The following is a 25,117-nucleotide window of genomic DNA, read 5'->3' on the forward strand; positions in this document are numbered from 1 at the left end:
CCAGCAAAGCTAATACCGCAGCAGTAGCCAAATTTGCATCATCGCAGGTTACTTTATAGGTATTTATCTCTTTGGGTGTGTTGTAGTAGTATCTAAATCATTGGTATTGAAACGACTAAAAAACAATAGGATCATCATGTTTATCGAAGACAAAATCGCCACAGAAAGTATGACTATCAAGACTCCGACACCCAAGATCATCTTTTTTGACATCGATGATACCTTGAGCCGCAATGGCATCATTGCCGAACACAACAAAACAACACTTGAGGAGCTTGCAGGTACTGATATTAAGCTGGTGATTTCAACGGGACGCTCCAAAGCCATATTGCCAGCAGATATTTTAGCCTTGCTCGAAGCTGATGTCTTAGATGCGATTATTTGTATGAATGGACAGTATAGTTTTGATAAAAAGGGTCGGATTAGCCACTATCCGTTGTCCGCTGAGCAAACGGATACCATCGTGCGTCTGTGCCAACAGAGCGAGTTGATTCATAAGTTTGACTCTGCCACCCATATCGCTTGGTCAGGTGAAAATGAGCGCTTGCGCGAGTTTAATGCCATCACGCCAAACTCTATCGTTGACCCTGAATACCATAAAGGGAATACCGTCTATCAATGCTCAGTATTTTTTAACAATCAACAAGAGAAAATGCAGGACGTCGATTTTGCCCAGTACGATTTAAAGCTCGTCCATTGGCATCATATCGGCGCAGATATCTTACCGATAGAGGCATCCAAGGCGCGAGGCATTAAAGACGTCTGTCAATATTATGGGGTAGATGCCAGTGAGTGTATGGCGTTTGGTGATGGAATGAATGATTTAGAGATGTTTGACTTGGTCGGCTATGCAGTAGCAATGGGCGATGCAAAGCAAGAATTGATTGCACGTGCAGACTTTGTTACGGGTACGATTGAGGAGCGCGGTATTCAGTCGGTGCTTGAGCAGTTTCATATTGCGTCTTAGTAATCAGACTTTGCAAATTGCTATTTATCTAGGACGTGTTCTCACTTTTAAAATAAGGACACGTCCTAGCAAAATCTAACCACGCTTCGTCATTAAACTATAAATCCAACTACCGATTTTATAAAATCCAACAACAATCAAAATAAGCACCACCGCTGCCAGCACATAGGCCAACCAAACAGGCACATTACTCAACCAGCCAATCGTAAATGCCAAACCCATGTACGTCTCAACCGGCCAATTAACGATAGGTGTCGGCGAGCCAGCGTTAAACATGGTCATAAAGGCAATGATGCCAAGCACAGCAGTAATCAGTCCAGCGCGTTTACGATTATTCATCTTTTGCCTCTTTTAATTCGAACCATTTAATTAACATTCGATTGTTTTTATTTTATCGGTAACCTTTGTATCTTATAAAAACCACGTTGTAAACTCATGGCTTAAGGGTAAAGCAGCTCTCATCATAGCATGATTATTTACGCTTATTATCTTACTCAAAGACAGCAGTAAACCTCATATTTGTGATTTTATAGATTCTTCAGCCATTCATCAGCGCCACTTTTAACAATATTATGAATAACGAACTTCTTTCTTGCCCTTTAAATTCTTAACAATCATAGCCATAATAGTTTCACAACTGGCTCGATACCTTATATTCAGCACTTAGTATTTAGCCCTTAGCTTCCATTATCTATCATTTAACTTTTTACTCATTTGCATCATTCTTATTTAGGAGAGATATTTTGACTCATTTATCATCGCCCCACAACATTACTCGTAGCGCTCGTATACTACCAAAAGTACTATTAGCCGTGGCTGTTGGGCTAGCACTTGCTAGCTGTAGTAAGTCAGACAATACGGCGGCTGATGGTACAGCGGCGAGTGCTGAAACGCTCAATCTGTATAACTGGTCAGAGTATATGCCGCAAGAGATTCTCGATGGCTTTACTGAGGAGACAGGCATTCGGGTCAATTACACTACCTTTGATTCTAACGAAGCTATGTATGCCAAGCTCAAACTACTCGACGATTCTAGCCAATATGACTTAGCGATTCCGTCGACCTATTATGTCGAAAAAATGGCCAAAGAAGGGCTGCTGCAAGAGCTCGATAAATCCAAATTAAGCAATTTTAAGAATCTTGATACGTCTTTTACCAATACCAAGGTTGATCCAGAAAACAAATATTCGATTCCTTATATGTGGGGCAGCACCGGTCTTGCCATTAATGGTGACAAGGTCGATCCTGCAACCGTAAATAGCTGGAACGATTTATGGCGTCCTGAGTATAAAGGGCAAGTGATGCTGATGAACGATATGCGCGAAGTGTTTGGCATGGCGCTATTGACCCTTGGACATTCAGGTAATAGTAAAAATCCTGACGAAATCAAAGCCGCTTATGAGAAGCTCACGACCTTGATGCCAAATGTGAAGACCTTTAACTCGGATGCCTCGCGTATGCCTTATATGGAAGGCGAAACCACGGTTGGTATGAGTTGGAATGGCGAGGCAATTATCGCCAATAACGAAGGCTTGACCAGCTTGGTTTATAAATATCCAACTGAAGGCGCTATCTTGTGGATGGATAATTTTGTGATTCCGAAAAACGCCAAACAAGTCGATGCAGCCCACAAGTTTATTGACTACTTGCTGCGTCCTGAGAACTCTAAAATCGTCAGCGAAGAGATTGGTTATGCGTCGCCTAATATGGCTGCGCGTGAGATGATGCCAGAAGAGGTGAGAAACAATCCAACCATTTATCCGAGCAAAGACGTGCTGGCAAAAGCGGAATTCCAAGAAGATGTGGGCGATGAAGCATTGCAAGTCTATCAGCAGTATTGGGATAAGCTAAAAACTGGTCGTTAATCACTGTTTGTTGATAGCTGTTTTTTATAGCCATTTTTAATAGCTTTTTTAACAACTGTTACCGCAAAAAAAACGCTGACTTAATAAAGTCAGCGTTTTTTATTTATTCTTTCTTGGCTGTTATTTAACTTTTATAGTCGTTTCAATATAATTTGGATACAAGGAAGGCGAGCGAAAGTACTACCAATAGTAGACTAAGCGAGCCTGACACTGTATCTAATTTATATAGGATTGACTATATTTATAAGTGCAAATCAGTTTCACTACCTTTGTGCTCGATACGGCGCTGCTCGCGACGTTGATAGCGCAGACCAGAGGCGGCAAACCATTTTGGCTTAGTCGTTTGCAATAAATCACTGAGCCGCTGCAATTGAACTTGCAAAGTTTGGGTCAGCCAAAAATAGCCTTGCCACTCAAAGCCTAAGTTTTCTACACTTGGATATTCTGATACCGCGATACGCGTAATCGGTCGAAATACTTCATCATTTGGACTACGTAATACCGCCGCCATATGCTGCATCGCTTGCGTCAATTCGTGCTGATAATGGATAAGTAAAATATGGTTTTCATCATCAATCTCAATATTAGCCAAACGCGGTGCCGCACTTAACAGTAAATCAATGGTACCAATGATATTACGATGGGTACGCTGAATAGTCTCTAGCGTTTCTTTTTCAATGCCCGACTCACTTGCTGTCGCTGCAATATGCGGACGCACGGCAAGCAAACGCTTATTAATCTTTTGTAATGCTTTCACCAAGGACTTATTGACCGGTGTATCTGGTATAGAACTGTTCGATGGATAAATAATACTGGCCGAACTGGTCGCCTTACTATATTTAAACGGCTTGGGCACTAAGACATCCGCATCAATATGATTGCCAACCCCTGCATACAAATTGCTGCAGGTTTCAAGATTACTGGCCAACAAAAACCGCCACATCAACGTCGATTTAAGCGGTAAAATTAACGTTGCGGCCACCGCTACTCCTGCACCAAGCAAAATATTGAACGCGCGATATAAGCCATCTTGGGCAATATTGCTGTGGTCAGGACTCGACACAATCATCAGCATGGTAATACCTGTCAGCAGACCGATATAGCCCAATTGCTTGACCGCCACATAACCGATGATGCCACTGATAATGCCAATCAGTGCATAATATAGCCACAACCAGCCACCGATATCTTTAATCAGCCATAAGAAGCTAAGCCCGACCACCACCCCAAGCAAAGTACCCAATATCCGCTCTTTAGCCTTGGTATAAATCGCCCCTTGATATTGCAACAAACCCAAAATCACAAACACGGTAATGGTCGTCCACTCACCATGCGGCAAGTGCGTAAACTCATTTAACAAGAGCGCAATAAGTACAGCCAGACCCAAACGTATGGCATGCAAAACATCTGCATGCTGATAACGGGCATAAGGCTCTACAAACGGGGCGGTAAATCGTTGCCAAAAAGTCGGTTTCACGCAGGGTATCTCTTATAAGTGAAGGAATAAAAAGTCGGTTAAATTCTAGCTACTGGCTTAACTATTGATAAAGCGATGATAAAGTCATGACCAAAAAATAACGCCTTTTACCTATTAAAAGATAAAAGACGCTGAAGGTCAAAACATGCTAGCACATAACGACAAAAAAACACCCTAACAACATCGCATTTGGCTATTGGTAATGCTGAAAGGTGCTGACAAATACTTGCCAGCATCTCCTATATTTACAAGTGTAAATCGGACTCGCCCCCCTGCTCTTTCATTCTACGCTGCTCACGCCTTTGATAGCGCAGACCAGAAGCAGCATACCACTGCGGTTTGGTCGTTTGTAGCAGATCACTTAACTGTTGCAGTTGTGCTTGCAACGTTTGCGTCAACCAAAAATATCCTTGCCACTCAAACGTTGCATACTGTACGCTAGGATATTCTGATAGCGCAATACGCGTAATAGGTCGAAAAGTCTGATCGCTTGGACTGCGTAGTACTGCCGCGATATGCTGCATGGCTTGGGTGAGCTCGTGTTGATAGTGAATCAGTAGCGTATGATTATCATCATCGATATCGATACTCGCTAAACGCGGTGCTGCACTGAGCAATAAATCGATGGTACCGATGATATTGCGATGGGTACGCTGAATCGTTTCTATCGTCTCTTTATGAATGCCGGACTCGCTTGCTGTTGCAGCGATATGTGGACGTACTGCGAGTAATCGCTTGTTTATTTGCTGCAGCGATTTTATCAACGCTTTATTGACAGGCATATCTGCAGTAGCGCTATTTTGAGGATAGGACAGGCTAGCTGAGCTTGTCGCCCTATTATAGACAAGCGACTTGGGAGCCACTATTTCAGCATCGATATGATGTCCGACACCGGCATAAAGCGTACTACAGGCTTCTAAATTATTTGCCAATAAAAATCGCCACATCAACGTCGACTTTAGAGGTAAGACCACTGTCACCATGACCGCAATACCTGTACCGATTAAGATATTGAGTGCGCGATAGACACCATCTTGCGCCATATTAACTTGATTCAAGTTAGAGACGATCATCAGCATAGTAATGCCAGTGAGTAACCCAGTATACCCTAGCCGCCTGACCGAAAAATAACCAATAATCCCACTAATGATACCAATAAGCAGGTACTCTATCCCTAACCAAGCACCCGTCCCTTTATTGAACCATAAGATTGCAAATGCCACCACAATACCCAAAACCGTGCCCAATACTCGCTCTTTGGCTTTGGTATAAATAGCGCCTTGATACTGTAGCAATCCCAAAATGATAAAGACGGTGATCGTCGTCCATTCCCCATGTGGAAAACGGCTTATTTGATTGGCTAACAGCGCAAACACGATGGCTGCACCGATACGTATGGCGTGCAAGATATCAGCGTGCTGATAGCGCGCATAAGGTTCAATGAATGGTGCAGTAAATCGTTGCCAAATTTTTGGTTTCACGCACAGGTACTCTTATTAATTGAAGAATATATAGTCAATGAAAAGTAATATCGAACCATCATGTACTGCTGATATCAAAAAAAACGTCTCTTACCTGTTAAAAGGCAAAAGACGTTTGAGATCTAAATAGAGTGGTCAATAATTGGATGTAAACCAAAACCATTATACCTCTAAGAAGTCCAAAATACCTTCAGCGGCTTCACGACCTTCCCAAATCGCAGTCACGACCAAATCAGAACCACGTACCATATCACCACCAGCAAATATCTTGGGGTTTTTGGTTTGGAATTTAAAGGTTTGCTTTTCCGCTGCCAGCACGCGACCAGAGCTGTCCATTGCCACTTGCTGAGACTCAAACCAGTCAGCAGGGCTAGGACGGAAGCCAAAAGCCATAATTACAGCATCACATGGGATAATTTCTTCTGAATTAGGAATCGGCTCAGGACGCTGACGACCACGATTGTCTGGCGCACCCAAGTGAGTCGTGACGACTTTCACGCCATTCACTTTACCATTCAAGCCAATGATTTCTGTCGGTTGACGATTGAATAGAAACTCAACGCCTTCCTCTCGAGCATTGACCACTTCGCGGCGCGAACCTGGCATGTTCTCTTCGTCACGGCGATAGGCACAGACTACTTGCTCAGCGCCTTGGCGAATACTGGTACGGTTACAATCCATCGCAGTATCGCCACCACCTAGCACCACCACTCTTTTACCCTTAAAGTCGATATATTCTTCAGGATTTTTTTCCCAATCGTTGCAGCGATTGACGTTAGCAATTAGGTAATCTAGCGCATCATGAACACCGATAAGCTCTTCACCAGCAAAGCCGCCACGCATATAAGTGTAAGTACCCATGCCCATAAATACCGCATCGTACTCGCTTAGCAACTCATCAATACTAATATCAGTACCAATTTCTGTCTCAAGACGAAATTCCATGCCCATGCCTTCAAAGATGACACGGCGGTTACGCATGACGTCCTTTTCCATTTTAAATTCTGGAATACCAAAGGTCAGTAAACCACCAATTTCAGGACGCTTATCAAACACAACTGGTTTTACGCCGTTTCTAACGAGTATATCTGCACAGCCCAAACCTGCTGGCCCTGCACCGATGATCGCGACTTTTTTATCTGTCCAAACCACATCAGACATATCCGGACGCCAGCCAAGTGCAAAGGCGGTATCGTTGATGTACTTTTCGACATTACCAATGGTCACAGCGCCAAAGCCATCGTTTAAGGTACAAGCGCCTTCACATAAGCGATCTTGGGGACAGACGCGACCGCAGACCTCAGGCAACGTATTGGTGCGGTGACACAATTCAGCCGCTTGAAATATCTGCCCTTCGGTGGCCAATTTGAGCCAGTTAGGAATGTAGTTATGTACAGGGCACTTCCATTCACAATAAGGGTTACCACACTCCAGACAGCGGTGCGATTGCTGCGCAACGGCTTCACTCTCAAACGGTTTATAAATTTCAACAAATTCCGTTGAGCGCGTGGCGATGTCTTTTTTGGTCGGCTCAAGCCGTGGTACATCTAAAAACTGAAAACTATTTTCTAAGCGTTTTGCCATGGTATTGTCTCTTTAATATGAGGCTTTTTATATCAAGCTTTTTTAAAGTGGGCGGTGACAGTCAACGATGTCTCATTTATCGCAAAATTAAGAGCTTTATATCGTGACCGTCACTTACCTGCTGAAAACCTCTGAGTTAAAAGGTTTTTAAAAGCGGAACATTGGATAATCCAAGCAAAGCTACTGTGGGTCAGCCATGGTGGTCTTGAGAAGGCTCGCAATGTTTGCCGCTTTAGGCTTCACCAAATAAAACTTACGAACATAGTGCTCAAAGTCAGCCAATATCGTCTGACCCCACGCGCTGCCTGTTTTATTAACATGCGCTTCAATCACTTGCTGCAAATGAATACGATGCTCTTCGGTTTGCTCACTTGAGATACGATTCAGATCGATCAGCTCATGGTTACAACGGTCAAAGAAGTCCCCTTCCATATCGAGCACATAAGCAAAGCCCCCTGTCATACCTGCCCCAAAGTTGAGACCCGTACGCCCAAGAATAGTGACAATACCGCCTGTCATATATTCACAGCAATGATCGCCTGTGCCTTCGATGACTGCGTGCGCGCCAGAGTTACGCACCCCAAAGCGCTCGCCAGCAGTACCAGCTGCATATAGTTTGCCGCCCGTTGCGCCATATAAGCAGGTATTACCAATGATGGCGGTCTCTTGCGCCGTAAAGCTTGAGTCTTTTGGTGGATAAATAACAATCTCACCGCCAGCCATGCCTTTGCCGACATAATCATTGGCATCGCCTTCTAGCTCAATATTTAGACCACCTGCATTCCAGACGCCTAAACTTTGCCCAGCAGTACCAGTCAGATGCAGTTTAATTGGCATATCACTCATGCCAAGGTTGCCCCATACTTGCGCAATTTCACCAGAGATACGCGCGCCGATAGAGCGATCACAGTTACCGACATAATAGCTATAATCGCCGCCATTACCTTGACGAATATTGAGCAGCATATCACTAATCATCTGTTCAGCGAGTAAGCCTTTATCAAATGGCTCATTACGCTCAACCTGACAGGTTTGGGCTTTACCACTACTGGCCGGATGGCTAAATAATAATGGCGTTAAATCCAAATGACGCTGCTTATCCGTGTTGCCTTCTAATACTTCAAGCAAGTCAGTACGTCCGACCAATTCTTCCATACTATGCACACCAAGGGCGGCAAGCCATTCGCGCGTTTCAGTTGCTACAAATTTAAAGAAGTTAATGAGCATCTCCGCTTCGCCAATGAAATGCTCGTCACGTAGCTTGGCTTTTTGCGTCGCAACCCCAGTCGGGCAATTATTCAGATGGCAAATGCGTAGGTATTTACAACCAACGGCAATCATCGGCGTGGTACCAAAGCCAAAGCTTTCTGCCCCAAGGATAGCGGCTTTTACCACATCAAGTCCTGTCTTTAGACCACCATCAGTTTGAATACGAACTTTATGACGCAAGCCATTTACTCGTAATGATTGATGGGTCTCAGCCAGTCCTAGCTCCCATGGTGAGCCTGCATGATGGATAGACGATAGCGGAGAGGCTGCTGTGCCGCCATCATAGCCTGAAATGGTGATTAAATCGGCATAGGCTTTTGCCACGCCAGTCGCGATAGTACCAACGCCCGGACGTGAGACCAGTTTTACCGATACCAAGGCATCAGGGTTGACTTGCTTTAAATCAAAAATCAGCTGCGCTAAATCTTCGATAGAATAAATATCATGATGCGGCGGCGGTGAAATCAACGTCACACCCGGTACAGAATAACGTAAGCGCGCAATCAAAGCATTGACCTTACCACCCGGCAGCTGACCTCCCTCACCCGGCTTGGCACCCTGTGCAACCTTGATTTGCATCACTTCTGCTGAACGCAAATACGCTGGGGTGACGCCAAAACGACCCGAGGCAATTTGCTTAATTTTCGAGTTGCGCAGCGTGCCATAACGTACTGGATCTTCGCCGCCCTCACCAGAGTTTGAACGTCCACCGATGGTATTCATCGCCATGGCAATCGCTTCATGGGCTTCGGGTGACAATGCCCCCAACGACATGCCCGCCGAGTCAAAGCGCGTCAGAATGGATGAGATATCCTCCACGTCATTAACGTCGATAGAGTTATCTGTTTTTAATTGCAATAAATCACGCAAGGTCGCAACCGGACGGCTATTGACCAAATCAGCATAATTACGATAATTGTCGTAATCACCCGTGCGTACAGCTGTATGCAGGCTGTTAATCACATCTGGATTAAAGGCATGATATTCTTTATTGAAGACAAACTTCAGTAAGCCACCTTGATCGAGTGGCGCGCGACGCTTGAAAGCATTCGCCGCTAGCTGTGCTTGATCGGCAGCTAAGTCAGCAAAGGTCGCACCTTTAATACGACTCTGTACGCCTTTGAAACACAGGCTCACCACCTCTTCAGAGAGACCCACTGCTTCAAATAACTGCGCGCCGCGATAAGAGACAATGGTCGAGATGCCCATTTTTGATAAGATTTTTAGCAAGCCTTTATCCAAGCCTTTACGGAAATTAACCCGCGCTTGAATCGGATCACCAAGCAGCTCACCAGTCGCTACTAAGTCATCAATAACATCATAAGCCAAATAAGGATAAACGCAGGTCGCACCAAAACCAATCAAGACTGCCACTTGATGCGAGTCGCGCGCCAAACCAGTCTCAATGATTAAATTAGCATCAGTACGAATACCTTGACCAATCAAATAATGATGCACCGCACCAGTCACCATGATGGCATTGGCTGGTACTTTATCGGCATCGATGTCTTTATCAGACAACACAATCAAAGTGTGACCAGCTCGGATGCTGTTAGCTACTTGCTCGCAGATAGCCATGATGGCTTCTGATAACTCAAGGGTGCGATCATAGTTTAAATCAATACGCGCCATTTTAAAGGCTGGATCACCCAAGGTCTCAAGCTGCTGCATCTTGCTGGCTGACAGTACAGGCGACGATAAGATAATACGGTGTGCATCTCGCGCTGATGGCGCAAACACGTTAGTTTCAGCACCGAGGCAGGTCTGCAATGACATCACGATAGATTCACGCAATGGATCAATCGGTGGATTGGTCACCTGTGCGAACTGCTGGCGGAAGAAATCACCGACATGGCGGATTTGCTGCGACAGCACTGCCATGGGCGTATCATCACCCATTGAACCGACAGGCTCTTGACCATTTTCGGCATTGGGGCGAATAATTTCAGTACGCTCTTCATTGGTGATGTGATACATTTTTTGCAGTGTTTTTAGCTCATTACCACGGCATGTTTGCGCTGCTAACTCTTCTTCTAAACGCTCATCGTCACGGATACGGGTTGCTTCTTCACGCAGCCATTTACGGTACGGATGGGCTTTTTTCAGTAACGTCGCAATCGCTTTAGTATCTAAAATTTGACCCGTTAAAGTATCAATAACGAGCATTTGACCAGGGCCAACGCGTCCTTTTGCCAATACATCTTTTGGCGAGTAATCCCACACACCAACTTCAGAGGCAACGGTGATATAGCCGTTCTTAGTTGTCACCCAGCGCGATGGGCGTAGACCATTACGATCAAGCATACAGACCGCATAGCGTCCATCTTGAATCACCAAACCTGCTGGGCCATCCCACGCTTCCATGTGCTGCGAATAAAACTCATAAAAGGCGCGCAAATCCATATCCATGCTATCGACATTCTGCCAAGCAGGTGGCACGAGAATCGACATCGCATGGAATAGATTCATACCGCCTGACATGAGGACTTCAAGCATATTATCTAAGCTTGATGAGTCAGAGCCCGTACTGTTCACCAGTGGCGTCAATTCATTCAAATTGGGCAATTTGTCTGATTTTAGTTTTGGCGTCCGTGCCTCAGACCAGTTGCGATTGCCTGTGATGGTATTCAACTCGCCATTGTGAGCAAGATAACGAAACGGCTGCGCCAAAGGCCAACGCGGCAAGGTATTGGTGGAGAAACGTTGATGAAATACCACGATATGCGATGCCAAACGCGCATCTTGTAGATCCAAGAAAAATGCTGGCAAGTCTGATGGCATCACCAAACCTTTATAGATAATCGTCTGACAGCTCAATGAGCACACATAAAACAGCTCATCATCAGCTAAGCGCTGCTCTGCTTTTTTGCGTGCGACAAACAGTTTACGGTTAAAGTCGTCCGCTGCTAAATCATCGGGTGCGTTGACAAACACTTGCTTAAAATCAGGTAAAGTCTCACGGCCAATGTCACCGACGATGCTCAAATCAAGCGGCACATCACGCCAGCCAGCAACCTCTAATCCTTGGGCGACAATCTCATCGCTAAGCACTTGCTGGCTATCACAAGCTTTTGTCTCATCTAAATTGACAAAGATCATACCAACGGCAAAGTTGTCAGTAATCGCGAACCCTTGCTCAGCAGCAATACCTCTAAAAAACTCAATAGGCGTCGCCAGTAGTAGACCACAACCATCACCCGTTCTACCATCAGCAGCAACACCGCCGCGATGGGTCATACAGCTTAGACTATGAATAGCAGTTTTTACCAAATCATGGCTGGCTTGTCCCTCAATATGAGCGATCAAACCAAAACCACAGTTATCAGAAAAGTCATCTGGCGTGGCCAGGTGGGTTTGCGAGGAAATCATTGACATGGCTAGTCCTTTTAGGTGAACGGGCAATTTATGCATCCAATGCAGATCATAAACTGAAGACCGTAAGCAGAACGGGCTAATAATTAATATTCGTATATCCGAATTAATAAATGGTGTGACGCTCATAGACATCATACTTTGAGACTAAGGTGAAAGCTCTGGCACTCCCAGTCATTGAATGATGTTTCAATAGATCATTAACATATTAAAAGATAGTAAACGGTCGCCCTTGGCAATGACATACAGCCCTGTATACCCGTTACCTAATCATCAATAACACAATGTCGCTATCTTGAGTGTCACTTGTTATCACACCATGCCTAGCAATCCAGACTGATTGACTACGCATGTAATAACCGTGCATTTGATTAATTTTGAATATCTGACGCTCTGTAATCAAGCGCTTCATTCACTCTAAAGAGAGCGATAATAAGAGAGGTTGCGTCACTTGCGATAGCTTAATTATAGATAGCAAGTGACAACGCTTGAGACAAAAAAATTTAGTAACGCATCTTTTAAATGATAGAAGTTTACCAATTCATTGTTAAAAAACAATTTTTACGATAACTATACAGAACGTCGCCCACAGTTATATTAGTTAATGACAGACAAAAAATCTAGTCTTTTCTATCGATTCATCCACCATATTTTGTAAGAGAACTTATTACTATTGGTTATAGGATGATTAAATGTTCTATGCAAATTTTGATACATAGTATCTGTGACAAGGCTTAGTTGAGATGCTTAATTAAGATCAACTTCTTTTGAAAACGTATTTTTAGCACTAATTATATGTTTTACGATGCTCCACAAAAAAACCCACTAACCAGCTTGTCAGTGGGTTTTTTTAATCATAGTGGTAACGAGGTTATCATAACTATCAACGATATGGTCACAAGACAAACATACTCTAATTACTTTTGTCTTCTATCAGTGTTTTTATGCTGTCGTTATTGCTCTTAGGAGGATTGGTATTCTTGCTAGTAGTGTTTGCGCCAGAATTTGTGCTACTGGTACTACTTGGCGGCTTCGGTGTTGCGACTACTGGGGGTTTTTTAGTGGTATTTTCAGTGCCTGATGTCGCTGGTTTTTTATTCTCTGATTCAGACTTAGTTCCACTACCTTCATTTTTAGGCGTGGTGATAGAGGATACTTCCTCTTCATTGCCAACAATACGCTCTTCAGTGACCGATAAAGTATCGGAGGTATCTGCTGACTGACGGATACTTTCATTGTCGCTGTTACTGGCAGTTTCTTGACTGCTACGACCAGCATTGTCCCCATTATCCGTTTCTGGCAGTGGCTGGCGCACTGGCACTTCGCGCTTAGTCGGCTTTAGATCAACAGAACGTGTGCGTCTGGTGCTCAAATCTTTAACTGGATCAGGGCGTTCATAATTATCGATGATACCGACATAACGATTGATCTCTTCTGGCAACACACGCACATTGGCTGGCAACTTAAAGTCTATCAGTTTTGCCGCGCCAACCGCTTCTTGTGGACTACTCATGAGCCCATAAGTTAACATATAGCGAACTTGATTTTCATCATCAAGATAACGGAAATAAGCAAATTTATTACGGTCTGCGCGGCCTTCTAAATAACTGACAATCACATCGTTTTCGGCGACATTCATCACCTGCACTGTCCATTTGCCTTTATTCGCCAACAAATAACGTTTGTCTTTAAACTCAGCAGGATAATTGCGCAAATCACGTACCGTCGTATCAAAACTAATGGGCTGCACGTCGGTATCAAGCTCGTGTAACGACTCGATTTTTAAGGGCTGCTCAAGCTCAGCACTCAATGGTTGCGGTGCTGATATGGGGGCATTTTCAATTTTGGCACCCATCGCTGGCGTTTGACTAAACATCCAAATCAGAGCCGTAACCACACCCAGCAGCAAGGTCATTATCAGCCAAATCAACGCTTGACGGCGATATGACTGGCTAGCGGTACGCGGCGTCGATCTTGAAGCTGCCATGGGAGTATCCTTGGTGAAAATAAAGTTGACCGCATTCAAGAGATGCGCAGTAAGTAGAATGGCGGCGAGCCAGTCTGCTTTAAACCGTTGCGTTCAGTGAGTATTCACGAGCACTAAAGCTTTAAGACATTATACGCGGTGTTGTGATAATACCTCGTACAAAAGCTCTTCATCGAAATCACTGGTCAATACGGCCTGACCTAGTGATTTTAACAAAATCAGGCGGATTTGTCCGTGTTTCACTTTTTTATCATGTCCCATCAAACTTAGCGCCGTTTGTGTATCAATGCGTGGCGGGGTGATAGGCAAATTTGCTAAGTTTAAAATACGCTTAATACGAGCAATGTCTTCGACCGTTAACCAACCCATTCTCTGTGATAACTCTGCGGCTTGTACCATGCCAGCAGCGACTGCCTCACCGTGTAGCCAATTACCATAGCCTTCATGTGTTTCAATGACATGACCAAAAGTATGACCGAAATTTAACAATGCTCGCACGCCTGACTCTCTTTCATCTTGCGCGACGATATCGGCTTTATACTGACAGCAGCGTTTTACGGCATCACCAAGTACCGCTAAATTCAAATCCATCATCGCTGGCAGATTGACTTCCAGCCAATCTAAGAACGTGACATCCATAATGAGTGCATATTTAATGACCTCAGCCAACCCGGCTGACAACTCGCGCGCTGGCAAAGTCTTGAGCGTACTCATATCAGCAAGTACCATTTGTGGCTGCCAAAAAGCGCCAATCATGTTTTTGCCTTGAGGATGATTGATGCCCGTCTTACCACCAACGCTCGAATCCACTTGTGACAGTAGCGTGGTTGGAATCTGGATAAAATTTACACCACGCATAAAGCTTGCTGCAGCAAAGCCCGTCATATCACCAATAACGCCACCACCTAGAGCAATAAGCGTAACGTCACGATTAAAATGCTCGGCCATCAATACATCGTAAATTTGATTGATACTGCTCTGATGCTTATATTGCTCACCATCTGGCAATACGCAAACACGCACAGTGAACTGCTCTGTTAACTCTTTTTCTAAAGCGTTTAGGTATAAAGGCGCAACAGTATCATTAGTGACAATCAATACTTGGCGACCACGAATATAAGGTGTGATCAGCTTTGCCATACTGTTGTGATTTATCGCTGTTTTCTCAGTAATGACGATTGGATAGTCATGGCTTTGCGTATGAACCGTTAAACCGTCATGAAACAGTGGCGTTGCCATTAAGCACTCCCTAAACATTTTGAATGAGATAAAAGTAGCTGAGCTTAACTAGGGCGCGTCCTGATTTTTATCACCATTTTTAAATGAGGACACGCCTTGATAAAGTTTATCATTATGGTTAATTTTCTTTATCTTCTGGTGCTATAGCAGTCGAGTCAGTAAATGACTCTAGTTGCTGTAAGAGCTGATTGACCATATGACGGGGATAAGTATGACCAGTTGGCATAATAATATGAGCGACTTGGCGATATAAGGGATCACGAGTGCTATATAAATCTTGCAAGATTTTTCTAGGATTTGGCTGCTGTAACAGTGGTCGTGATTTGTCTTTAGCCGTGCGAGCCATTTGCACATCAACTGGCGCATTCAAATAAACCACGATGCCGCGCTGATGCAAAAACGCTCTGTTTTCAGCACACATCACAGCGCCACCACCAGTCGCTAAGACGATTTGGTCTTTTTGAGTCAACTCATCGATGGCGCGCGTTTCACGCTCACGGAAGCCCGCCTCGCCTTCTTTAGCGAATATCCAAGCTATGTCAGCCCCTGTCTGCGATTCAATGTACCAATCGCTGTCTACAAAGGTGCGCCCCAACTGCTTAGCCAGCAATTTACCGATGGTTGTCTTCCCTGCTCCCATCGGCCCTACTAAAAATACCGACGGCAATTCCTCCACCATAATACTTACTCAGCTAAATTAGCTATGATACAACGTCATTGATATTCTGGCTAGTAATGAGCGTTGATTATTGTTAGTAAAATTCAATCAATATGAAAATTTTCCCATAAAAAAAGCAAGCGTTGATGCTTGCTTCTTTTGAGCGAAAACCAATCAATAAATGATTAATCTATGCGGCTAATACCATCATTGATCAATTTTGGCGTGATAAATATCAATAACTCTTCTTTCGAATTACTACGCACGTCTTTACGGAAAGCGCGACCAATATAAGGCAGATCTCCTAAGAAAGGTACTTTATCGACACCATTGCTGGTACGATTCTTAAAGACACCACCCAACACAACCGTTTGACCATCTTCAACAATAACATTGGTCGAAATAGAGTCTTCAGCAATAGCAACCTGATTGTTAATAATGGTCGGCGTACCGTTAGTGATTAACAATTGCAAGCCGATTTTACCATCTGGGGTGATATTTGGTGTGGCCTCTAAACTCAATGCTGCTTCTTTAAAGCTAGTGGTAGTTGCTCCACTGGCAGACGCTTCTTGATAAGGAATCTGCGTCCCTGAAGAGACTTTCGCCGTTTGCTTGTCTGCTGTCAGAATCTTCGGCGTAGAAATCACTTCACCGCGATTATCCGCTTGCAGTGCTGACAATTCAAGATCAAGCATCACATCTGACATGCTCAGCAAGCCAAAGGCAATACTACCAGCAGGGTTGGCAACCCCTAAATCGACGTTTAAGTTATCAGGACGAGTAATATCGTATGAAGGATAAGAAACTGTTTGACCATTTACCGTCGTCGTTTCTACATCAAAGTCTTTTAAATCCCATAGCGTTTGATTACTACCACCGACCAATAAATTACGGTTGTTAGCAGCACCATTTGACAAGATACCCCAACGAACCCCAATCTCTTTACTAAAGCTATCAGTGGCACTCACAATACGCGCTTCAATCATGACCTGACGGACTGGAATATCAATTTTACCAATCAATTTATGGATATTTTCGATACTGTCAGCCACATCTTTAATAATTAAAGTATTGGTACGTTCATCTACCGTTACCGTTCCACGATTAGACAATAAGGTATTGTTATCAGCAGCATTTGCATTGCTGCCACCTGATGAGCCACTGCCTTGAGAAATAAGTGTCAAAACATCTGGCGCTTTTGCATAGCTAAGACGAATATATTCTGTGCGTAATGGCGCAAAAGACTCAACTGCTTGCTGTGCTTCAAGCTCACGTGCTTCTTGCTCAGCAAGCTCGGTGGAAGGCGCAACCAAAATGACATTGCCATTCTCACGCTTACCAAGATTCTTACTCTTTAGAATAATATCTAGCGCTTGATCCCATGGGACATTAATCAGGCGTAAGGTGATATTGCCCGCGACTGAATCACTAGCCACAATATTCATTTCTGTGAACTGCGCTAGGATATCTAAGACACTACGAATCTCAACGTCTTGAAACTCCATAGATAGCGCTTCACCGCTATAGACTTTTTCTTCAAGTGTTGGCTCACGTAGTAGCTCAGGTTTTCTGATATTAATATTCAGCTGATTGCCTGATTGATAAGCCTGATACTCATAATCTTCTTTGACATTAATAGTAATTACACCATTTTGACCTTGGTTTTTAGTATCAATACTATCAACCAGACCACTATTAATATTCAAACGGCGCAATAAATTTCTTGGCACGGTGCTACCCGTTAAGCGTACCACTAACTTGTTGCCTTGACGTTGCACATCAACGGGAATGGCTTCATTGGTAAGTGCGATGCTAACGTTGCCACCACCATCATTTCCTGCGGCAAAATTGACGGCACTCAAACCATCATAGCTATATTGCTTACTCACTTGCGATGCAGCAAGTTGTGGGCTTAATAACGGGTTAACTCTGACCACCATGGTATCAGCAGGTACTTGGTTTTTAACCACAGTTTTACTGGCTATATTGACTGCCGGTGCACTACTGGTTTCTACAATCGGTGTAACGACTGCTGTCGTCGTGATCGCATTATTGTCATTGAGTACGTCTTGGATAGGATCATTGGTCATTACTGGACGGTTAGGATCGGTAATGGTTAATAGTAAATCGTTACCCTCAATCGATGTCGTATAGTTACCTGCCTGTTTTAGCTCAACAATCAGGCGCGTGGTACTGTCACTATTTAAAGTCGTGACCTTATCAATCATACCAATATTGTATTCATTAAAGCGACTAGCAAGTCCATTCTGCACTTTTTCAAAATCTAGTACCAAACGGCTAGGGTTATCAAGCTGATAGGCGGCAGGTAACACTGGTAAACCGTCAAATCCCAAACGCATTTGTGTCACCGCTGGCGCAGTTTGTACCACAGAAACTTCGTTAATGCGCTGTGCGGCATGGGCACTATTACTCACTGCTACCATGCTGATTGCCAATGCTGAAATGGCAAAAGCAGAAGATACGCGGTTACTCATCATCGTTACCTTGTTATTGCGTACTGTCATTATTTATTCCTCAAAAAATCTGCCGACTTAGCTTATGGGTGAAACCAACGACTGGGGTTTTTCAACAAACCCAGCGCGGCTGTCTGGCACAATTTCAATCAAGTTAATCTGGGTCGGCGTGATTTCAACAATACGGCCGTCATTTAGTCCAAGATAATCACCTACTTTCACACTCGCGACTGAACCATCAGGGCGTTGTACCAACGCATATCGCTGACCTTCAGGTGAAATTACGACACCACGAAAAATCAGTTGCGATAGCTCATATTGCTCAAGAGGTTCTTTCACTCTGGTAATGTCAGGACGCACACCATCGATGGAAGTGATAGGACCTTGGACATTGACTAAACTCGGTGGTAAGAATGGACTGCGCTGTGCGCTGGCACTATAAACAAAGTCTTCTACTAGCTCAGCTTTGGGCGGTGGTTCAATAGGTTGAGCTGGCTGATTACGGATATCGGTCATTGATTGCTCTGCCATACCAATGCGATCCGCACACCCTGTCATGGACAATACAGCCATGCTTAAAACCAATAGCGTAGGCAGTTTTTGAATATTCATTAGTTGCCTCCTGCATTATCAGTGGTCGCAGCGTCAGTGACAGCAACCGTTTCATCACCCTCAGGGTCAGCTTCTTTTGAACGATAGGTTTTGGTTTGTAATACCAAATTAAGCTCCGGTAAAACATCCAATGTCGGCTGCGGATTGCTGACCTCAAAATCATGCATAGTAATGATTCGTGGTAAGGCGGCAAGACCACTAATAAAGCTACCAAACTGATGATATTCGCCCAAAGCAGCAATGCGGATAGGTTGCTCAATAAAAAATTCGTTTTCAATCTCAGGCTCTACTGAAATGTCTTGAAAACGTATATTGCTGCCGACACCCGTCATGTTAATGCCCTCAACCAGCTCTGATACACGCGTATCTTTTGGTAACTGATCGAGTAAGGTATTGAACTCAGCTTCCATTTGGACAACTTGCTCTTGGTAAGCTTTTAAATGACGCGCGCGTGATTCTTTTTCACGATAGCTATCAAGTAACGTTTGTTGCTGGCTCTCAGCAGCATTGATCTCATCGATTTTACTACTAATCGGTAAAGCCCACGCCAACGCTGCGATGAGCGTGATGATAAGCCCTATTACCGTTACCTTTACAGGTAATGGCCAGCTGCCGTAGTTTTCAGAGTCTAACGACTCAAAACTGCGGCGAAACTCCTGTAAATCAAACTGTTGCTTTGGTTTCAGGGCTGTTTTTTTGGTTTTAATCAGGCTTTTTTTACGGTTAAGCTTCATAACTCACCTCCAGGTACAGTGGTACCGTCAGCACCTTCTACAGGAACGGCTGTTTCCGACTGTACTTTGGTCGTGATCACAAACTGTACATAACTGTCTTCAGGATAAATAGGACGCGGCTGTTCGCCAGCGGTGACCGTATTATTAAGCACTGGTGCAGATTCATAAGCACTGATATTTTGTTGGATATTACTAACGGCTGAATCACCCATCCATTTACTATCATCAAGATTACGAATCAAACTTGATACAATATTTGGATTATCAGCTCGACCTGTCAGCGTCAAAACATCGCCTTCACGTTTGAGGTTATTCAAATAGAGTGCCGGCGGGATAGCTTTAGCAAGATCATCCCATAAACGAACGGGCACAGGACGTCGACCCTGCAAGTCTTGAATGACTTGCATACGTGAAATAATATCCTCACGGCGCTGCTCCAGACTATCAATTTCAGTCAAAGCCGTATCTAAAAGAGCATTTTCTTTTTCAATCAATGCGTTTGCATCAAGTTGTTCATCAAGCTCGTTGTTAAAGTAGCTCCATGAAGCAAATGCAGCCAATAAAGTGAGCAAAGTCACTGCCACTACTAACGTGAGAAATTCTTTATTGCGACGCTCGCGCTCTTCTTGGCGCCAAGGTAATAGGTTAATACGAGCCATTAGTCGAAGCTCCTTAACGCAAGACCGCATGCAGCCATTAAACTTGGTGCATCAATGGCCAGTTGCTCATTATCGATATTTGGTGCAATAGTCATATTGGTAAAAGGGTTGGCAATACTGACAGTCACCCCAAGTTTTTGCTGTGCCATGCCAGCAAGACCAGAAATAGAGCTACTACCACCAGCAAGGACCACATGATCGATACTACTGTATTGGCTTGAAGAAAAATAAAATTGCAATGAGCGAGTAATTTGTTGAATAGCATTTTCGATAAAAGGCGTCAGCACATCAAGATAGTAGTCATCTGGTAAGGTACGCTCACGCTTACTAACAGCCGCTTCTTCAGCAGATAGTCCATAACGGTTTTGTATCGCTTCTGTTAACTGAACACCACCAAATAATTGTTCACGGCTATAGATAAACTCACCGTTCTTAGCAACATATAAAGTCGTTTGATTGTGACCAATATCTATCAAAGCAACTAACTCAGGGGCATTTGGTAAGTTATTTACCATGAGTCCAAAAGCACGCTCTATCGCATGGGATTCAATATCCATGACCTTCGTTTGAAGACCACCAAAGGTTAAGGCATCAACTCTTTGGTCAACATTCTCCGAGCGTGATGCGGCAAGTAAGACTTGCACCATGTCATCACTTGCTAAAGAAGGCCCTAAAACTTCAAAGTCTAGGTTGACGTCTTCTAATGGATAAGGTATGTATTGATCAGCATCTAAACGTATCTGCGCTTCACGCTCAACGTCGCTTAGCGCAGCATCCATATCAATAATTTTAGTGATTACTGCTGACCCTGACACGGCAGTTGCAGCACTACTACCAGCGACATGACAACGTTTAGCTAAGTTAGCAATAATATGACCAACCGCTTCAGTATCTACAAGAAGTTTATCGACGACTATACCTTCTGGCAGTCTTTCAATACCATAAGATTTTAGATGAAACATGCCCTGTTGGCGCTGTATGTCAACCAACTTTACTGAAGTGGCACAGATATCCACACCAATTAAATTCTGACTTTTGGAAGTAAATAGCCTCACAAACTCTATACCTTATATTAAGTGTACAATCTGATAGTTATTTGTAATAATTCAGTACAATACTTTACTTAACAGATAGATTCAAGCATTTAAACAGGTTATTAAGGTCAACTTACACATTTATTATGACCTGCTGATTTTGTTCAAGGTATAATGTTTTATCTGTTGCAAATTTTAATTGATAAGTCTTCTTATGACCAAAAAAAATGCTACCGCCCGTCTCATTCACTTTTTGGTGGGGCTTGTTATTGCCTGCTTGGCATTGGCAGTTATCTTAGCACTTGCTGTGCCCATTGGTTTTTATGGGATGGCAATGTATTTATCGCCTACCCTACCTAGCATTCAAGAGATTAAAACAGCAAATTTAGAGATGCCATTACAGATATATAGTAGTGATGACAAACTCATTGGCCAATATGGTAACCGTTTATCTTTACCCGTTACTTTTGAAGATATTCCTGAAAATTTGACTCATGCTTTTTTAGCAGCAGAAGATGCGTCCTTTTTTCAGCACAGCGGTATTAGTATTAAAGGTCTTGGTCGCGCAGTGACAGAAGTAGTGACTGACGACGACAGCCAAACGGGCGGCTCTACCATTACTATGCAGGTTGCCAAAAACTACTTCTTAAGTCCAGAGCGCACCTTAAATCGCAAATTGGTCGAGCTATTTTTAGCACGTAAAATAGAAGATGAGCTCAGTAAAAATGATATCTTGACGCTTTATGTCAACAAAATCTATCTAGGTGAAGGCGCTTATGGTATCCGCGCCGCGGCCAAAAAATACTATAGTAAATCCTTAGAAAACCTCACTATTGCTGAAACAGCAATGTTGGCAGGTCTGCCCAAAGCCCCTTCTAAATACAATCCTGTTGCCAATCCCAGTCGCGCGCTGACTCGCCGCAACTGGATCATTGGACGCATGCACGAGTTAGGCTATATCAGCAAAGCACAACGCGACGAAGCGATCAGCTCACCAGTAGGCATTAACCTCTATAAAGAGAAGCTCGACGTCAATATGCCGTATTTGGCAGAAATGACACGCTCTACATTGGTCAATCGCTATGGTGAGCAAGTGATGCATAGTGGATGGCGGGTACGCCTTACGGTTGATAGCAAAGCACAGACAGATGCGGAAGCGGCGGTACTGACCGGTTTGGTGGCTTACGAACATCGTCATGGTTGGCGCGGGGCTGAAGCAAATGATGAACCGCTAGAAAATTTCCGCCGCTATAGTAATATGACTCCCGCCAAAGTCACCAAGGTTAATGCTCGCAGTTTTGAGGCGACAATGCCCTTTGGTGAAAATGTGACCGTTGGTTGGTCTGGGATGAGCTGGGCACGCAAGTATATTTCTGCCAATCGTATCGGTTACTTTCCTGACAACGCCCGCCAAATTGTCAATAAAAACGATATCATTCGTTTGATACCGACCGCGAATGGTAATTGGCAGCTGGGACAAATTCCCAAACTACAAGGAAGTCTGGTCTCCTTGAATCCAGAAACTGGCGCTGTTAAGGCATTGGTCGGTGGCTTTGACTTTAATCACAGTAAATTCAATCGTGCTCTACAAGGCTGGCGTCAACCAGGCTCAACCATTAAACCGCTTGTCTATACCGCTGCTCTAGAAAAAGGCTATCGCCCAGATAGCATTGTTTCGGATCGACCGATTCAAGTGGGTGACTGGAAACCGAAAAATTCTGATCAACGTTTTTTAGGCGAAATCACTTTACGCCGTGGACTGTATTTATCTCGTAACTTAGTCTCTATTCGTCTCTTACAAGCCATTGGTATCTCTGATACGCGCGACCTATTAGATGAATTCGGACTTGATAAAGAAAAGCTACCGACGACTTTGTCGTTAGCGTTAGGTGCAGGACAAGCAACACCGTTACAAATGGCAACAGCCTATGCTACGTTCGCGAATGGTGGTCACCGTGTACAGCCGTATTTTATCGAACAAATTTATAATTATAATAATAACCTCCTCTTTCAGGCAAACCCACGCCAAGCGTGTGCCACCTGCTTCAATGAAAAACTTGAAGACCTCAATAGAAATCTCCTCGAAGATTATAAGAAGTCAATTGAAAATGAAGACAGTGCTATCGATGATGAAGTGACGGTTAAAGAACAAAATTTAGAGAACAATGATGATATTGATAACATTGAACAAAGCGGTAAAGCGCTAAATCTAAAGGTTTATGATGCTAGTCCACAGGCCGATCGCTTAAAAGCACCAGCGGTTCAATATGCAGTGGCTAAGCAAGCACCTAGAATCTTACAACCCAGAGTCGCTTTTGAGATGGCAGATATCTTACGTGACGTCGTACAGCGTGGTACGGCAGTACGAGCCAAGGCTTTAGGTCGTGATGATATTGGTGGCAAGACCGGTACCACCAATGAAGCAAAAGACGCTTGGTTTGCAGGTTTTCATCCTACCAATGCAACTGTCGTGTGGATGGGTTTTGATCAACCATCAACCATGGGTCGTCGCGAATATGGTGGTGTGGCAGCTCTACCCGTTTGGATGGATTTTATGAAAGCCCAACTTAAAGACACGCCTCATCAATGGGTGTCTATCAATAACCGCGCCAAATCGAAAAAACAAAAGCAAAAAATTATAGAAATGACTGATGATGGTATTCTGGCCGATGATGAAGATACGGATAGCAGCGAATCAGAAAAACCAGTTAAGACGCAGACTCAACAGCGTAAATCACCACCAGCTGAACCTGTTGAAGCACAAACTAGCTCTCAAGCAGCCAAACCTAGTAACAGCCGTAGTAATGATAGTGTGCCGCAAAACCCTTTATCGGTAACACCCGTTGAGCGTATGCCACCGATACCAGAGTAGACAACCATTAATAATATAAACTTATGACTTAAAAAAGGCTTATTTAGCACTCGCTAAATAAGCCTTTTTTATACTTAATATTTTGATCAATACCACTCTATTAAAGGACAGTCATCAGTCAACTAGGACATGTCTTCATTTTAAAAATGGTGATAAAAATGAGATAAAATTTTAATAACTATTTTTAGAACTCAACCATACCAGCACGTAGTTGCTCAATCAGCTCTAAAAACTGCTGACGCCACTCTCGTATCGTCGCCTCATCTGGCAGCCATTGATTCGACAAGGTCACAACGTTAACAATAAGATCAGGTGAGGCAGTATTGCTTGGTGTTTGATCTACGATAGCATCTGGCGGTACGGCGTACAGACAACGCTGATACGCACGCTCTATATTGGCCAAAAAACCCTGCTGCTGTAACTGCTGTAATCGCTGAATCTCAGGCGATACTTGGGTACGCTCGCTCAATGCTTGCTCAATATCTGACAATGTTGGTGCGCTCATGTTTAAACTATAAAAATAACCTAGCTCTTGGGTAAATGCGAGAAAGGCACCGTACAGATGAAAAATAGCAGTTTCACAATGGGCTTGATAGTGCTGTTTATCATCGGTACTTCCCGCCGCTTGGCAGGATAAACGACAGAAATACAGTTTTTGATTGGTTCGATCTGCTTGATATTTGGCAACGCGGGTTTTACCTGCCATTTGCGACTTATCCTTATATGAAATGTAAATTAGGGCATATTTTCCAGTGTACTATTTTTTTAGATAACAGTACCATGCATTTCTCACTTTATTGCACACACAAAAAAGCCAGCAACTTAGGCTGGCT

Annotated in this window: 17 protein-coding genes; 3 read left to right on the forward strand and 14 right to left on the reverse strand. The window is 43.8% G+C overall.

The window, feature by feature from the left end; genetic code table 11:
- Nucleotides 1-136: 136 nt before the first annotated feature.
- Nucleotides 137-967, forward strand: coding sequence for a Cof-type HAD-IIB family hydrolase (locus ACT3S4_RS11850; protein ID WP_227676067.1), 831 nt, complete (start codon nucleotides 137-139; stop codon nucleotides 965-967).
- Nucleotides 968-1,042: 75 nt separating this feature from the next.
- On the opposite strand, the gene ACT3S4_RS11855 is transcribed toward ACT3S4_RS11850, so the two are convergent.
- On the reverse strand, nucleotides 1,043-1,306 hold the full coding sequence (locus ACT3S4_RS11855) for a hypothetical protein (RefSeq protein ID WP_193009072.1): 264 nt from the start codon (nucleotides 1,304-1,306) through the stop codon (nucleotides 1,043-1,045).
- A 404-nt stretch (nucleotides 1,307-1,710) separates the two neighbouring features.
- Between ACT3S4_RS11855 and ACT3S4_RS11860 the strand changes: the two genes are divergently transcribed.
- Nucleotides 1,711-2,832 (forward strand): ABC transporter substrate-binding protein, encoded by a 1,122-nt coding sequence (locus ACT3S4_RS11860; RefSeq protein WP_201560976.1) that lies wholly within the window; start codon nucleotides 1,711-1,713, stop codon nucleotides 2,830-2,832.
- A 241-nt stretch (nucleotides 2,833-3,073) separates the two neighbouring features.
- Here ACT3S4_RS11860 and ACT3S4_RS11865 read toward each other — a convergent pair whose 3' ends face one another.
- From ACT3S4_RS11865 to ACT3S4_RS11920, 12 genes are all read right to left on the reverse strand, one after another.
- A complete protein-coding gene (locus ACT3S4_RS11865) occupies nucleotides 3,074-4,309 on the reverse strand; it encodes an FUSC family protein (RefSeq protein WP_055124822.1) in 1,236 nt (411 codons plus the stop codon).
- 245 nt (nucleotides 4,310-4,554) lie between these two features.
- Complete coding sequence (locus tag ACT3S4_RS11870) at nucleotides 4,555-5,790, reverse strand: FUSC family protein (RefSeq protein ID WP_444761130.1); 1,236 nt, start codon at nucleotides 5,788-5,790, stop codon at nucleotides 4,555-4,557.
- 162 nt (nucleotides 5,791-5,952) lie between these two features.
- Complete coding sequence (locus ACT3S4_RS11875) at nucleotides 5,953-7,374, reverse strand: glutamate synthase subunit beta (RefSeq protein ID WP_055124824.1); 1,422 nt, start codon at nucleotides 7,372-7,374, stop codon at nucleotides 5,953-5,955.
- A 180-nt stretch (nucleotides 7,375-7,554) separates the two neighbouring features.
- Nucleotides 7,555-12,018, reverse strand: a complete 4,464-nt coding sequence (gene gltB / locus ACT3S4_RS11880) for a glutamate synthase large subunit (protein ID WP_444761131.1) — start codon at nucleotides 12,016-12,018, stop codon at nucleotides 7,555-7,557.
- A gap of 910 nt (nucleotides 12,019-12,928) precedes the next feature.
- On the reverse strand, nucleotides 12,929-14,002 hold the full coding sequence (locus ACT3S4_RS11885; RefSeq protein WP_201560978.1) for a hypothetical protein: 1,074 nt from the start codon (nucleotides 14,000-14,002) through the stop codon (nucleotides 12,929-12,931).
- 129 nt (nucleotides 14,003-14,131) lie between these two features.
- The gene (gene aroB, locus ACT3S4_RS11890; protein ID WP_201560979.1) at nucleotides 14,132-15,241 is read right to left on the reverse strand and encodes a 3-dehydroquinate synthase; all 1,110 of its coding nucleotides are present in this window, start codon (nucleotides 15,239-15,241) and stop codon (nucleotides 14,132-14,134) included.
- A 118-nt stretch (nucleotides 15,242-15,359) separates the two neighbouring features.
- Nucleotides 15,360-15,920 (reverse strand): shikimate kinase AroK, encoded by a 561-nt coding sequence (aroK, locus tag ACT3S4_RS11895; protein ID WP_045453412.1) that lies wholly within the window; start codon nucleotides 15,918-15,920, stop codon nucleotides 15,360-15,362.
- A gap of 164 nt (nucleotides 15,921-16,084) precedes the next feature.
- Complete coding sequence (gene pilQ, locus ACT3S4_RS11900) at nucleotides 16,085-18,424, reverse strand: type IV pilus secretin PilQ (protein ID WP_201502547.1); 2,340 nt, start codon at nucleotides 18,422-18,424, stop codon at nucleotides 16,085-16,087.
- Between the two features lie 27 nt (nucleotides 18,425-18,451).
- The gene (locus ACT3S4_RS11905) at nucleotides 18,452-18,985 is read right to left on the reverse strand and encodes a pilus assembly protein PilP (RefSeq protein ID WP_201560980.1); all 534 of its coding nucleotides are present in this window, start codon (nucleotides 18,983-18,985) and stop codon (nucleotides 18,452-18,454) included.
- Nucleotides 18,985-19,719, reverse strand: a complete 735-nt coding sequence (locus ACT3S4_RS11910; RefSeq protein WP_045453405.1) for a type 4a pilus biogenesis protein PilO — start codon at nucleotides 19,717-19,719, stop codon at nucleotides 18,985-18,987. Before ACT3S4_RS11910 ends, ACT3S4_RS11905 begins: the two co-directional genes overlap by 1 nt.
- Nucleotides 19,716-20,378, reverse strand: coding sequence for a PilN domain-containing protein (locus tag ACT3S4_RS11915; RefSeq protein ID WP_045443917.1), 663 nt, complete (start codon nucleotides 20,376-20,378; stop codon nucleotides 19,716-19,718). The genes ACT3S4_RS11910 and ACT3S4_RS11915 overlap by 4 nt, the downstream gene beginning before the upstream one ends.
- Nucleotides 20,378-21,433, reverse strand: coding sequence for a pilus assembly protein PilM (locus tag ACT3S4_RS11920; RefSeq protein ID WP_201554834.1), 1,056 nt, complete (start codon nucleotides 21,431-21,433; stop codon nucleotides 20,378-20,380). Before ACT3S4_RS11920 ends, ACT3S4_RS11915 begins: the two co-directional genes overlap by 1 nt.
- Nucleotides 21,434-21,626: 193 nt before the next feature.
- Here ACT3S4_RS11920 and ACT3S4_RS11925 point away from each other — a divergent pair, with 193 nt between their 5' ends.
- Entirely contained in the window at nucleotides 21,627-24,284 is a 2,658-nt protein-coding gene (locus ACT3S4_RS11925) for a penicillin-binding protein 1A (RefSeq protein WP_201560981.1), read from the forward strand.
- A gap of 184 nt (nucleotides 24,285-24,468) precedes the next feature.
- Here ACT3S4_RS11925 and ACT3S4_RS11930 read toward each other — a convergent pair whose 3' ends face one another.
- On the reverse strand, nucleotides 24,469-24,990 hold the full coding sequence (locus tag ACT3S4_RS11930; protein ID WP_201560982.1) for a DUF6586 family protein: 522 nt from the start codon (nucleotides 24,988-24,990) through the stop codon (nucleotides 24,469-24,471).
- Nucleotides 24,991-25,117 lie beyond the last annotated feature (127 nt).

It is taken from the genome of Psychrobacter sp. AOP30-A2-5 (genome assembly GCF_052378115.1).
In the GTDB taxonomy this organism is placed as follows: domain Bacteria; phylum Pseudomonadota; class Gammaproteobacteria; order Pseudomonadales; family Moraxellaceae; genus Psychrobacter.

Excerpts from the sequence above, each read along its gene's own strand:
- ACT3S4_RS11850 (WP_227676067.1), top strand. The coding sequence starts at position 137 with ATGTTTATCGAAGACAAAATCGCCACAGAAAGTATGACTATCAAGACT.
- ACT3S4_RS11855 (WP_193009072.1), bottom strand. The coding sequence starts at position 1,306 with ATGAATAATCGTAAACGCGCTGGACTGATTACTGCTGTGCTTGGCATC.
- ACT3S4_RS11875 (WP_055124824.1), bottom strand. The coding sequence starts at position 7,374 with ATGGCAAAACGCTTAGAAAATAGTTTTCAGTTTTTAGATGTACCACGG.
- gltB (WP_444761131.1), bottom strand. The coding sequence starts at position 12,018 with ATGTCAATGATTTCCTCGCAAACCCACCTGGCCACGCCAGATGACTTT.
- ACT3S4_RS11885 (WP_201560978.1), bottom strand. The coding sequence starts at position 14,002 with ATGGCAGCTTCAAGATCGACGCCGCGTACCGCTAGCCAGTCATATCGC.
- aroB (WP_201560979.1), bottom strand. The coding sequence starts at position 15,241 with ATGGCAACGCCACTGTTTCATGACGGTTTAACGGTTCATACGCAAAGC.
- aroK (WP_045453412.1), bottom strand. The coding sequence starts at position 15,920 with ATGGTGGAGGAATTGCCGTCGGTATTTTTAGTAGGGCCGATGGGAGCA.
- pilQ (WP_201502547.1), bottom strand. The coding sequence starts at position 18,424 with ATGACAGTACGCAATAACAAGGTAACGATGATGAGTAACCGCGTATCT.
- ACT3S4_RS11905 (WP_201560980.1), bottom strand. The coding sequence starts at position 18,985 with ATGAATATTCAAAAACTGCCTACGCTATTGGTTTTAAGCATGGCTGTA.
- ACT3S4_RS11910 (WP_045453405.1), bottom strand. The coding sequence starts at position 19,719 with ATGAAGCTTAACCGTAAAAAAAGCCTGATTAAAACCAAAAAAACAGCC.
- ACT3S4_RS11915 (WP_045443917.1), bottom strand. The coding sequence starts at position 20,378 with ATGGCTCGTATTAACCTATTACCTTGGCGCCAAGAAGAGCGCGAGCGT.
- ACT3S4_RS11925 (WP_201560981.1), top strand. The coding sequence starts at position 21,627 with ATGACCAAAAAAAATGCTACCGCCCGTCTCATTCACTTTTTGGTGGGG.
- ACT3S4_RS11930 (WP_201560982.1), bottom strand. The coding sequence starts at position 24,990 with ATGGCAGGTAAAACCCGCGTTGCCAAATATCAAGCAGATCGAACCAAT.